At 34.8% G+C, this 14083-nt stretch carries 8 protein-coding genes; all 8 read right to left on the reverse strand.

Annotated elements, in window-relative coordinates; translation table 11 throughout:
• Positions 1 to 21: 21 nt before the first annotated feature.
• Positions 22 to 1671, reverse strand: a complete 1650-nt coding sequence (locus tag GWR14_RS01540; protein ID WP_163407186.1) for a glycoside hydrolase family 43 protein — start codon at positions 1669 to 1671, stop codon at positions 22 to 24.
• A gap of 24 nt (positions 1672 to 1695) precedes the next feature.
• Positions 1696 to 2892 carry a DUF4861 family protein gene (locus GWR14_RS01545; RefSeq protein WP_163407187.1) on the reverse strand — a complete coding sequence of 399 codons (1197 nt, stop codon included), beginning with the start codon at positions 2890 to 2892 and terminating at the stop codon, positions 1696 to 1698.
• An 11-nt stretch (positions 2893 to 2903) separates the two neighbouring features.
• Positions 2904 to 4349, reverse strand: coding sequence for a glycosyl hydrolase family 28 protein (locus tag GWR14_RS01550; protein WP_163407188.1), 1446 nt, complete (start codon positions 4347 to 4349; stop codon positions 2904 to 2906).
• Positions 4350 to 4616: 267 nt separating this feature from the next.
• Positions 4617 to 6020 carry a DUF1593 domain-containing protein gene (locus GWR14_RS01555; protein WP_163407189.1) on the reverse strand — a complete coding sequence of 468 codons (1404 nt, stop codon included), beginning with the start codon at positions 6018 to 6020 and terminating at the stop codon, positions 4617 to 4619.
• Positions 6021 to 6264: 244 nt separating this feature from the next.
• Positions 6265 to 7542 (reverse strand): alginate lyase family protein, encoded by a 1278-nt coding sequence (locus GWR14_RS01560; protein WP_163407190.1) that lies wholly within the window; start codon positions 7540 to 7542, stop codon positions 6265 to 6267.
• Positions 7543 to 7612: 70 nt separating this feature from the next.
• Complete coding sequence (locus GWR14_RS01565) at positions 7613 to 8785, reverse strand: IPT/TIG domain-containing protein (protein WP_163407191.1); 1173 nt, start codon at positions 8783 to 8785, stop codon at positions 7613 to 7615.
• 25 nt (positions 8786 to 8810) lie between these two features.
• Complete coding sequence (locus tag GWR14_RS01570; RefSeq protein WP_163407192.1) at positions 8811 to 10589, reverse strand: RagB/SusD family nutrient uptake outer membrane protein; 1779 nt, start codon at positions 10587 to 10589, stop codon at positions 8811 to 8813.
• Positions 10590 to 10606: 17 nt separating this feature from the next.
• On the reverse strand, positions 10607 to 13798 hold the full coding sequence (locus tag GWR14_RS01575) for a SusC/RagA family TonB-linked outer membrane protein (RefSeq protein ID WP_246236255.1): 3192 nt from the start codon (positions 13796 to 13798) through the stop codon (positions 10607 to 10609).
• Between the last annotated feature and the right edge of the window lie 285 nt (positions 13799 to 14083).

Here is a 14083-nt window from a genome sequence, read left to right on the forward strand (position 1 = left end):
ACCCGCTATATCCTTTGTTATTTATTTTGTTATTCTGAACCAGTCAAAATCGGCGTAACCGCCCATACGGACATTATTTAAACTTGTCGCAAAGATTCCGATTTTAGCCGCTATCCATAAGTCTTTTTGCGCTTTTGCCGGTTTGCCAATTTCAATAAAATCAATTCCATTTTCACTATAGCTAAATTGACAATGAGCATCAGGTGCTGTTACTTTCATTCGCAATTGCACTTCATTCGAAAGTAACGGTTTTTCTTCTATAATTTTCTCTTGTTCACCATTTACCGCATTCTCTGCAATAACCTGCTGCACCCAATATCTATCATCATGGAAAGCAATAGCCACATAAGAGTACGACTGCCCCATAAGTAATAATCCTGCTTTTTTACCCGCTGTATTCCATTCTGTAGTCAACTTTACTTTGGTTGTAGCTGTAAAATTTGGTGCTGGTAATTTTTGTAAAAGTAAGTTAGGTACATTCCATAAATTTGTCTCATTCTTTAAACTCATTGCAAACAATCGCAGGTAATTGGTTCCTGGAATCTGTGCACTCCATTTTATAGAACCGTTCGCATACCACTGCCATTGCAAACCCGGTTTACCATCATTGAACTCGTCACTTTCTGCCGGATTAATTATAGTAGATTGCACTTTAGAAAGAGGTTTGCTATAACTTGCTACAGGTTCACCAATACCATTACCATCAAAGTCTTTTCCCATTACAGGCCAATTGTCTTTCCAGCTCATAGGCTGTAAATGTAAAACCCTGCCATAAACTCCTTGATCCTGAAAATGTAAGAACCAGGAATTGTCATCAGGACTTGTAACCCAGGCTCCTTGATGTGGGCCATTTATTTTTGTACTGCCCTGCTCCAGAACCACCTTATCTTCATAAGGCCCATAAATGTTTTTGGAACGCATTGCGACCTGCCAGCCGTTTTCAACACCTCCTGCCGGAGCTAAAATATAATAGTATCCTGCTTTTTTATATAATTTAGGACCTTCCATCGTATGGTGCTTATCGTGACCATCGAATACATTTTTACCTTCATCAATAACCTTAGTTCCTTCTGAATTCATTTTATTAATGGTCAACACACTATTGATACCTGCGCGACTGACTGCCCAAGCATGTATTAAATAAGCATTGTCATTTTCCCACAATGGACAAGGGTCAATAATTCCTTTACCTTCCATAACCAAAATAGGTTCGTCCCATTTTCCGTAAATATCTTTGGTTTTGACCATATAGATACCATAATCAGGATCTCCCCAATAAATGTAGAATTGATTTTTATGAAAACAAATTGCCGGAGCCCAAACCCCTTTACTGTGTTGCGGTATATTAAATACTTCTTCAGGTACTTGTTTTTGCAATGCAAAATTAATGATCTCCCAATTGACTAAATCTGTAGAATGCAAAATAGGCAGACCAGGTGTGCAATTAAAACTACTGGCTGTCATATAATAATGGTTTCCTACCCGAATCACATCCGGATCGGAATAATCGGCATATAAAATAGGATTGGCATAAGTCCCATCTCCTTTATCGGATTGCCAAACCTGAGAAACATACGTTTTTTGATTTTGTATCGCACTCTCTTTTTGAGCATCTGCTTTTACAGCGAAAAGAAACATCAATAAAAAAGTACTGTATTTTAAATTTTGCATTATAATAATCTAAGGTATTTGTAATTAATTCACTGTTACCTGCAAAGGATTTTGAATTATTTCAGCTTGTTTGTTAAGCATTTCATCCCATTGTGTAACCTCATTTACCTGTTTACTTCCTGTCCAGACAAAACCCGCATAAAAAGTAATTTTTTGCGATGGATTGGTAACAATTAACAAATTACTTTGGTCAGGGGTTGTTGAGTTGTTAGCAAATGCCTGAGTAACTAATTCCGGATTCAGTACAATTCCTTCACCTAGAAAAGTTTTATCAATAGGTTCCCAATGACGGAACCATCCTTTTGTTTTGTTGATATTAATTTCTCCTTTCTTATCGTGCAATGTAATTCCAATAGCATAATTTGGAAACTGCTCTTTAGCCTTTAAAATAATATCAAATTTTGAAAAATTACTACCCAAATCTAATGAAATAAGTTTAGTTTCCTTAATTTGATATTGACTCCAAGGAGCATAATCTAATTCGAAAATAGTACGCAGCGGTCCTTTAGCTATCATTTTATAACTAGTATAATTTTTACCTACTTGTAAACTATCGTTAACCCAGACTCCTGCTCCGCCTGTACCGCGACTAGCTCCTACATGGTAAGGATCATATCCTTCTCCATGATCGATGTGATAATAACCTGCTTCTTTCACATTTTTAGCATACCAATCATCAATAATAGAATAATCTACTTTTTTAAGCCAAAGATCGATTCCGCTTGAAAGTGTACCTCCTTCTTTGCCTTCTTCAACTAACTGCTGCGCTACTGGTCCATAAGCTCTAAAAGCTACTCTATTATTTTCCCAGGCATAATCATCGATACGTTCCGGGACGAAACGAGAATAGGCCACTGCATTTGATTGTAATTCTTTTACTGTATCAATCATTACCACAAAATCTGCTACGCTTTTTGCTTGTACCTCAGCCTGAAAAAGCAATTCATCACCTTTACCATCTTTATCATAATCAACCCACTGGGTAGTTAGAAACTTATCTGTTCCTTTTAATTTGACACGAACATTTTTTTCTGAATTGTTCTTTAATACTTTTTCAATCTGACTACGCTTTACTGTAACAATTTCTTTTCTGTCAAAATTCAAGCTATTTCTAACTGTTACTTGAGTTTCATCCGATTTATTTGTGGAAATACAGGCTGTGAAGAAGATAACTGTAAAGCAACAGTTGAATATTATTTTTAATTGATTACGTATTTTCATATTTTAAATAATTACTTTTTTAGTTTAAAGGAAAGTTCTTCAACATGTTCGCCAACAAAAAAGCCAGCCATATCCGCTGTTTTATACCATTTAGGCTTTTCCTGCATATCATCATGTATCAAAACACCATTTATTTTAAGATTTTCGAATACTATATTCTTTATTTTACGCTGTTCATTATAACCTGCAATAATTGAAGTGCCGGCATTTTTACCTACATAATCAATATTTCGAAAAACGACATTTTCGATGCCACTACCAGGAGCCGTACAATATTTTGTATTATAAAAAACCCGAAGATTTAATAACTGTCCTTCTCTAAAATCTTCTATTCTTATAGTATCAAAAAGAACATTTTTAGCCGTATTATTATCTCCTACATTAATACTTAAACAGCCTTGATAATCTTGTTGTTTTTCTTTGTGATCGAGAATATCAATATTGCTGTAAGTTAGATTTTCAAGCAGTTCCGGATTGTTACTGTTTCCATGTGTGCCAATCAAAATAGGATGGCCTACATCTGCCCAAAGCGTGCTGTTTTTCATGGTAATATTTTTACAGCCTCCTTTGAAATCTTTTCTGGTGCCATATACAGTTGTACAATCGTCCGATGAACGAATGAAAACCTTATCAAACTGGACATTATTACTAGCCATAACATTCATTCCATCGCCCCAGCCAAAAAAACTGATTGTTTTTACATTTTCAATATTCACCTCATCAGATCCTCCTGTTAAACATTGTGAAGCAAAAACACCTTCTACTTTAATGTTCTTAGAGTTTGCAATATGAATACCCAGCTTTATTTCCTGATCTACCATACCACGGCCACAAATAGTAACATTGGACACACTATCTAAACGTATTTGTCCTTTAAGGATAGCTCCACCAGCCAGATAGATTATTTTATTGGACTGAACATTTAATTTTTGATTTGGAATTTCATGAACTCCCGGACCAAAGTAAATTACATTGGAATCATTCTGTTTGGGAGGGTTTACCTCTAGTGGATTGGCAAAAAGATGCAAATTGTGGAAAATATCATTATTGATTTCAATAGATAAATTGGCTGGATTATTCAGAACAAAATTGATTATATTTCCTTTTACTTTTGATGGTATATCAAGAGCTAAAGGCCTAATTCTGGATTGATCAATTTTAGCTTTTAAAACTGTTACCTGCACCTCAACAGTACCAGAAAAGTCAAAAGAAGCTAGTGCCGCAGTTTGTACCGAATGCCCTGCACCGACCACCTGATCTACTTTTACATTTTGTACAAAAACATCCAGCCATTTTCCTCCCGATTTTCTGACTTTTACAATGAAATCTGAATTTTTGTTTACTTTATCAGGTACAGGATAAACCACTAAGCTGTCTTTAGTGATAGCAAATAATTGTACTGCAACCAAAAAGAAAAAAAGTGTTAATCTTATTTTATGTTTTAAAATCTGACTCATGTAATTAGTTTTAAGTGGCACTGAAGACTAGTTGTTGTTTGTTATTGCCGTTTTTCAATGTTAATTAGAAATAGGAACTTGCTTTATTACTTAATTATCAAAGGGTATAAATAATGATCCATATCCCTCACTATTCTCTAAATATCGTCAGAACGCTTTATGTCCAATCTTAAAAAAATCACTTTTTCTTTTTAAATTAATGGTGCCATTTATAGATCTCACGAATCATTTTCTGCCAAAACAAGTCTATTTTAGAATGGTTCAGATTTACGGATAAACAGTTATTATCACTCTTTGATACCTTGTTAATGGAGGCACTCCATTATCGGTAACACTCAAAATAATATGGATTGTTTCTGGTTTAAAAACTTTAGGTGCAATAAAATAAGCTTTTTGTTGATTGCTATCACTTATTTCCAAAGGTAAACGTGTTGTTCCAAAAGTACCAGGTTCGCGATAGTGTTCCCATTTATAAGTAAGCGTATCACCATCGGGATCCGTTGACTTCTCTGCATTTAAATGAATAACATCCCCACTTTTAGCTTTAATATTATTTAAATGATTTAATATTACTATAGGCTGGTGGTTCGCTTCTTTATAACTTTTGATTGTCCAGTCCATTCTTGCAGCAAAATCATTTTGATACGCTGTTCTCCAACGCCATACTGTTGCTTTGTTACTGATGTAGGTATTACCATCATTTCCTGTTACTTCATCTTCTGTGTCAGTCCATATTGGTCTTGTTTCATTTTGATAAAACCATTTTCTATATCTTGGCGTGTATAATTCATAACGCCCACCCCAGCTTCCCCAATCAGGGTGTTCTGGTTCGTTAAGTCCATTTGGAATTAAATAAAGAAATGAAGGAGTGTCACCTTCCATTATAAATTCCGTTTTAGGGTATTTTGCTCCTAAAGCACCATGTCCTTCCCTAATATTTTTATCTAGCCATGGATTATCGACAATTGAAAAATCCGGACCAGAGAAGGAATGTCTCTGATCACCGCTTATACCGCACCAAGTCGCATAATGATAAGCTCCTTTTTCATAATACCCTGGACTTACTATGTAAAAAAGATTTGGAAAATTGGTTCTTATCCATGGTCCGGAATCATCCTGATCTGAAATGGTATATATTCTAATTTTAGAAAGAAATGTTTCGATTTCGTCAAAACTTCGACTCATACTGACTTTCCATAGGGCCTGGGCAAGACAATTAGTTCCTCCCCAGCTGCAAATCCAAACGGGCTGCTTTTCACTCTGATCAACCATCTTGATAATCCATTCAGAACCTTCAGAATCTTTACCGGCACCAACACCTTGCATGCCATAAACAGGAAGCCCTGATTTAACTATATTTAATAACTTATCCATTTCTGGAAAACCTTTTTCATGTTTTAAAAGATTCTGTTGAACCTTACCATATTCCTTGATAACTTCCTTGATACGCTGTGGTGCTATCCTATCCCTAAGATGTGTAGAAGTTGTCGCTATGATTCCTAATATATCCCATTGATTTGAATACAGGAGAAATCGTATAAGAGATTGTGTATCATCGGGCTCATTTTCAATATCAGTCAAAATCAAAACTTGCTGTTTGTGCAAAGTTTCCTGAGCATGGATCTCTCCAAATTGAATGATGGTAAAAAGGATTAAAAAAAATTTATTCATAAAATGAGATTTATTAAATATTCTACAACTTCAAGAAAGCCAGCTGCAGATAGAAATCCAAGAATTTTTTATTCTGAACAGTTTTTGTTTTGATCGGGTTTAAAGCCTTAAATTCAAAATCATAATCAATACTAAAAAAAGACAAAAACCGTAATCTTAATCCCCAATGAAGCTATAGTTACTGTACGCTGCTATATAAAACCCGTAAGGAACGAGATGTAGCTTACGGGCTTTTCTATAGTTCTTATCTTGAATACAGTAATGTACCAAAACCTAAATCATCGTAACCTCCACTATTAACATCATATTCTCCACTTCCACCTTCGGGATAGACAATATCTCTAGCCATTTTAATATAGCGGGCTTTAATACCTTTTTTTACTGTATAATGATTATAAACTCTTTCCCAAATAGGTCTAAGACTTCCTCTGGCAGCATCATCAGCCGCTTTCGTATGTGTTATATTATTACAATTGGTATAGGCTGTAAATGGTACTGCTAATTTTGCTGCATTAAATTTTGCTTCATACTCAGCTGCTTTTAAAATCATATTATCATTATAGCCATAGACATCCAATCCTTGTGTATAAGACATTTGAGCAATTGATCCCAGTAAACCAATAACCATCAGGGCGTGTCCCTGGTCTCTTCCTGATTCCTGAATTTGTCCCAAATCAATATCATCATTGGACGTTTTAGGATGAATATAATTGATTGCTTTTTTTAGTTGCCCATTTCCAGCACCTTTCATTAAGTAATTAATCACATAAGTATATTTAGCTACATCGTCATTTAAAACTGCAATAGACATAATAGAAGCCAGATTACATAGATCCCAGTTGGCCCAATAATGAGAGTTACATGTTTTGTAATGCGTTTGCAGGAAATTATAATTTACCGGGTAAAATACATCCAACATCCATTTTTTGAATTTTTCCAGATCAGTAGCATTCCAACCCGAATAATCACGCATAATTTCAGCGGCGTTGGCAAATTGGTACCCATAAATACCAGCACCTAATGCTTTATTAGAATCTCCACTAATAGAAGTACAAGTGGCAGCCCAGGCATTTAAAATCTGAATCGACTTATTAGCATAAGCTACATCTCCTGTAATTTTCCAACGAATAGCCGTTAAATAAGCAGCATGAGCATCATTAAAGGCAGTACTGTAATTATCCGGCAAAGGTTCTTCTACTGACCCACCCCCTCTGATAAGTGTAACCACAGGCCCTTTCATCGCATAAGTAGCCGAAGCATGGCTATTAGAAATCATTTTGTTATAACCTGAGATCCATGGATCCACATTATTCTGAACATTTGTTTTCATACGATCAAAATCTTCCTGAGAATGCAATAATCCGGGATGAGCGAAAACAAAATTTGAAGGTACTGTAATATCTTCAGTTGTTGTAGTATCACTATCGGCTGTGCTCTGTGGTAATCCATAATCATAACTACAAGCAATAAATGTTAAAGAACTTATTACTGCAATTGCTATTTTAGTTTTAATATTTCTCATTTTATTTATTTTTTTATTTGCTAATTATAGACCAGGAATTAATGGAATTCCCGGTCTAAAAATTACTTAATTACAATCCAAGGAATGCTTGAAGTTCAGCTTTACTTTTAAAAGTACGAATCCAATCTACTTCATATCCTGTTTCAGAACCTACGATATCGGCAATTTTAAACTGCCTTGTTGATAATTCAGTTTCTGTTAAATAGTCTGCTGATAAATCATAGTAAATCACATTTTGAGCAACAAAGTCTGTTTTGTATTTGTTATTACCCGAATTAATACCTCCTGAAACTGCAGGATCAAGAATAATATTACCAGAAACCGGTTTATGACTACCAGTTGCAACAAAGGCAATTTTCATAGCCAGAATAGGATAAGTAGGAGACTGTACCCATTTGGCTTTAGCAGTTCCTGATGGAGATGGAAAGATTCCACTTATTATATTATACAAATCGGCACGACGTTTACTCGCAGAAGTACCCAATAAAGTAGGATCAAAAGTCACTTTCAATTTACTATCTTCAATCTTGTACGTTGCATTTTGAGCCGGTAACCATTGAATATCTGTCGGGTCATCAAATTCAAAAATATATTTTCCTTTTGGAGGTGCAATAATTTTAAGTTCCGGACCTGTAATTATCTGATTTGCTAACCATACTCTTATTCTCCCAGTTACAGCATCTTTAGGTACTATCGCTCTTATCTCTTTATCTGAAACTGAGATAACTTTAGCATATTTGGCGTCATATTTTATTATTCCGTCTGTAAAAGTTACCTGAACTTTTGATAAGTCAGTTCCAAATCCCTGACCACTAATTGTTACTAATTCACCAACATTGGCAGAAGTTGGTGAAAGACCTGAAATAGTAGCTCCTGTTAAATAGGTAAAATCTGCTGTGATAACTTTATTTGTCCAAACTTTTACAGTAATAGGACCAGTTCCTGCATCCTGTGGCACTCTTACAGTAACCGAAGTATCGTTATAGGTTAAAATCTCATCTGCAAGAATACCATTAAAATAAATTTTTGCAGCTTTAACATATTGCCCGAAATTAGTACCTGTTAGCGTAATAACATTTCCGGAAGTTCCTTCAGAAGGAGAAACTGAGGATACCGTAACGGCAGGATAAGTAACCAGAGGTTCTCCCACAAAGTCTTTTTCCTGATCACTGCAAGAAGTAATAAATAGTATACTTACGAATGCTGTGACTGCTTTTATATTGTTTTTTATAATTTGCTTCATTTTGAATACATTTAGAAGTTCCTAATTAATAACTTGGATTCTGTACCAATTTCCCATTCAATTGTATTTGCGTTAAAGGAATAGGAAATAAATAATGTTTACGTTGAAAGTTTCTGTTTGCTGTCGGGTCTAACAACAAAGCTCTCAAACTACCTTTACCCGTAGCTACTGCCATTTCTCCATAAGGATATAAAGCCGGTTTATAAATGGTAGAGTTCCCTTCGTAATCAGTACCCTGAATAACAGAACCTAAAATTGGTTCATTTAAGGTTTCTTCTGCAATTCCCCAACGTTTTAAATCATCAAAACGTGTATTTTCACCAAACAACTCAATCGCTCTTTCTCTTCTGATTTCATTTAGCATATTCATATTGTTTGCAGCTACAAAGGCATTTGTTAATGCAGGAAGACCCGCTCTGCCTCTAATCAAATTAATGGATTGGTTTAATTCAGCATCAGTAATAGCTCCATTCAATTCATACAAGGCTTCTGCATAGATAAGGTATACTTCAGCTAAACGAAGTTGAGGATAATCCGGAGATTCTGTATTTGCTGCACGATAAGTTCCGTATTTATAGGATCTGAATTTTCTGTTTGCATATCCGGAACCGCTATCCCCGCCAGGTCCTAATAATTTGATTGCACCCTGAGCAGGAACAGCATCAGTGGCTATATCTACAAAATAAGAAGTCAATCTATAATCACGATTTTTGTATTCATCCTGTACGTGAACATAACCCTGAAATAAAGGTGATTTGTCTACCGGTAAACCATCAGTACATAAAAACATATCCATGAATTTTCTGGAAGGAGCCAATCTTGAAGCTACGGTATGACTCAAATTAATTCCTCCCTGCAATAGCCCATAGTCGTATTTGTTATATAAAATAAACTCTTTATTAGTAGATTTATCTAAACCAGCCGGATTAGAACCCGAATCTTCAAGGTTAAATAAATAGCACATACTCATGTTATTCAATACTGAATTATAGTTCCATAATTCATAACCACCATTACTAATTACATCTTTAACTAATGCAATAGCTTCCTGTAAATAAGCTGTAGTATTTGAAGCAGCTTCAGCAGAACCAGCTCCTGTAGTTACTCCGTCTCCATCAGTAGATACTCCCACATATTTTTCCCAGGTTGCTTCATATAATAATACTCTGGCTTTAAAAGCTTCAGCAGCCCATTTGCTAAGGTGTCCTTTATCTGCAGCTGAAATATTTTGTTCTACAGGCAAATCCGGAATGGCTTCTGATAAGTCTTTTAGGATTTGTTTCATTACTTCATAACGACTACTGCGCTTTCCGTATAAAACCTCAGAATTTACATCAATTACTGTAGTTACAATTGGTACCCCACCGAATCTCTTTAATAAAAAGAAATGGTGCCATGCTCTAAAGAATTTTGCAGCTGCTACATATTGTGCAATGGCTGTTTTATCCCCTGAATAATTTTCAGCTGCTTTCAATAAAATATTATTCGCACGAATATATTTATAAGGATTTGTCCAATATATATCTGAATTAGTTGCAACGATATTACCTCTACCTTCTTCCTGAGCTAAAGAAGTTAAATCGGTACCGAAATCCATAAAATTGTAAATATTACTACTATTAATAGCTTTCCAACTTACCATTTTATTATAAAAATCATTAGAGGCAGCTTTAAAATCAGCCGGTGTTTTAAAATAAGCTGCTTCTGTTTGCACATCAAGAGGATCTAAATCTAAAAAATCACTCTGACAACTAGAAAATAACAATACTGAAGACAGTACTAAGGTTGTTACTATATTTTTCATATTATTCTTTTTAACAATTAAAAGGATACGTTTAATCCTAGCGAATAGGTTCTTGTAAATGGATAAATAACATTTGAACTATCTCCAAATTCCGGATCATACCCATCTTTTACTTTTGAAAACTCAAACAGATCATTACCTGAGAAATACACTCTGAATTTATCTAACGGAAACTTTCCAATTTTAAAATCATTCATAGTATAACCCACGATTAAAGATTTTAATCTAATATAACGGTTATCTTGCAACATAAAGTCATTGTCTTTCCAGTTCCAGGCTGCTCTGGTAGTATTAGCAGTCATTCTTGGATAGTCTGCATCTGTATTTGTTTCAGTCCAGGTTTTACCAATGTAAGCTGATGTTTGACTACCAAATAAAGTATTGAAAGGATACGATAAGTAACCTGTTCTAAGAACATTTTGCTCTAAAAGTCCCTGAAAGAAAGTAGAAACATCAAACTTACCGTAAGTTGCACTTAGATTAATACCATAAACATAATGTGCTTGCGTATCTCCCATAAATTTCACATCCTTCACATCAATAACGCCATCACTATTTAAATCTACTCTTTGTGTATCACCAGGGCGTAATACATTAACTCCTGAAGGAAGTGATCCGTTACCATTAGTATTAGCATAATAAGTATCAACTTCATCCTGACTTTGGAACAAATTAGTTGTTTGGTATAAGAAAACAGCATTTAAAGGAAATCCTACAACACCATTTGTATTTACCCCATTTGTAATAGCTGTAGCATTTTCTTTCTTAAGTAAAATATTTCTACTATCACCCATATTAGCCGAAACAGTATATTTTAACTTACCAATTTGACCTCTGTAACCCAATGTTGCTTCCCATCCTTTAGTTTCTAATTCACCCGCATTAGTTTTTGGAGCAGTCCCCCCCAATACATCAGGATATATGATATTAGTTAACATACCAACATTCTTTTTGGTGTAGCCATCAAATGATCCGAACAGCTTTTTATTAAAAAAACTAAAATCTACACCATAGGTTTTCATAGCTACTCTTTCCCATGAAATATCATTAGAAGTAATACCATTTACATAACTGGCTGTTTGTAAAGCCGGAGTAGTACCGAAAACTGCACTGGTATTAGTTATATTAGAAACATAACTATAATTTGAAATACCTGATTGCGAACCCATTTCAGCATAAGAGTATCTTAATTTCAAATAGCTTAATGGTTTAATTTTTTTCATAAAACCTTCTTCAGATACAACCCATCCGGCTTGTACACCACCGAAATTATTCCATTTATTCCCGGGCCCGAATTGTGATGAACCATCACGTCTTCCACTTACTTCTAATAAATATTTATTATTATAAGAATAATTAAACCTTACTAAATAAGAATATAACCCATTTTGACCTTTACCTCCTGTAGCTTCTACCTTATTATCAATAGATCCCATATTGATATCATAAACACCGTTGTCTACAAAACCTAATCTGTATCCATACAATCTGGTATCTTGGGTTTTTTCAGCAGTCATTCCTAAAAGAGCTGAAAAATTGTGATTGCCTAATCCTTTTTCATAGTTTAAGAACCCTCCATAATTCTGATAGGTAATTTGTTTGTTTTCCTGTCTAATTGAAGAAACCGAATTAACCGATTCAGGAGCCAAATCACCATACCAGGAATATTGAGGAACTGTTATAATATAATTTAGATTATTAAAAAAATCTTTATTATAAGCTACTTTCGTTTGGAAGGTTAAACCCTTAGCGAGGGTAAAAGTAGCTGCCAAATTCATCATAATCTGATCTCTGGTAGTTATATCTCTACCGCCATCCACAGTTGCTGCTACGTGATTTCTATTACCCGCAATGTTAAAGTTGGCATACCATTGACCGTATGGATTTCTTGATGGAAAGAACGGAGGATCTTGTGATACCGAGCCATCCAAACCAGATGATGGAGAAGAAAGGTCATACTTTAAATAAGAAACATTTGTTTCTAACTTCAACCATTTATTAACGTTAAAATCATAGTTTAATCTAACATTATATTGTTTTTTACCATCATAAGCTGTTTGAAGTGCTCCAAGATCTTCAGAGTAACCATAAGACACACGATAATTAGAATTATCAGTACCTCCTGAAATACTTCCATTGTGGTAAGTAGAAACCGATGTACCAAACATTTCATCGTAGCGAGGCGAATTAGAAATGTAAATATCTCCCCAATACAATGTTGGGTAAATACCGGCATAACCTGTTTGCATTAATTGTAAATTTTCTTTAGACTGCCATCCCCAATAATTAGCCTGAGCACCATCTTGTTCAGCTGCCTCCAGCCAAACTGTAGCATATTGCTGCATTGTTGGTGATTGTGGTCGAATACCTAAGGTGTTTACTCTTGTAGTCGTAGACAAATCAATTTTCATTTTACCGGACTTTCCTTTTTTGGTAGTAACCATAATTACACCATTAGAAGATCGAGAACCATATAAGGCAGCAGAAGCATCCTTTAATACTGTTACCGACTGGATGTCGTCTGGGTTCATATTATAAAAAGCCTCATTATTTATAGCTGGAGTTCCATCAATCACGATTAATGGAGAACCACCATTAATAGAACTTGCTCCACGAATTTGGAGATTAATACCTTCACGACCCGGTCTGGATGAATTACGGGTAACCACTAAACCTGGTGTCTGACCTTGTAATGACAAAGCCGGGTTCGTAACGGCTCTGTCCTGAAAAGCCTTAGCTGATACTGTCTCAATAGATCCTGTAGCAGTCATTTTCTTTTGTGTACCATAAGCTACCACAATTACCTCATCTAATTTCTTTTGGTCAGCAACTAATGCTACATTAATTACTGATTTACCGGCAACTGAAATTTCCTGGTCCTGGTATCCAATAAAGCTAAAAACTAAAATGGCATCAGAAGAAGGTACACTAATAGTAAAATTACCATCAAAGTCTGTGATTGTACCTTGATTGGTTCCTTTAATCATAACGTTAGCTCCAGGACAACCTAAATTGTCTTCTGCAGTTACTACCTTTCCCTTTATTATTATCTGCTGAGTTGTAATATTCAATTCAACTGTTTCCATCATTCCAATCTTTCCCTTTTCTAAGGCAAATGCATGAGAAGAAATGCAAACTAACATCGAACAAAGCAGTACAGGCTTTAATCGATTAATTGAATTTGTTTTATTTAAAACAAGTTTATTCATTTTTATTTGTTTTGGTCGTTGATAATTTAGTTTAAGTTTGTTAACACTATGATCTTTAAGCTGGTTTGCATTTCATAAATACATTTTTTTACGGTTAATAATTTTGATACTCGTAATTTTAAATCGAAATAATTACTAAATCGACAAAATCGAACAATGCAATATTAAAAAATTGACGATCCAGAGCATATAAACCATGATTCAAAGAGTATAAATTATATTTCAATATCATGTAATAACCTATATATTTGGGGAGTTTAAACACTTTTACACTACTATCTTTCG

The organism is Flavobacterium ajazii (assembly GCF_010614725.1).
Taxonomy (GTDB): Bacteria; Bacteroidota; Bacteroidia; order Flavobacteriales; family Flavobacteriaceae; genus Flavobacterium; species Flavobacterium ajazii.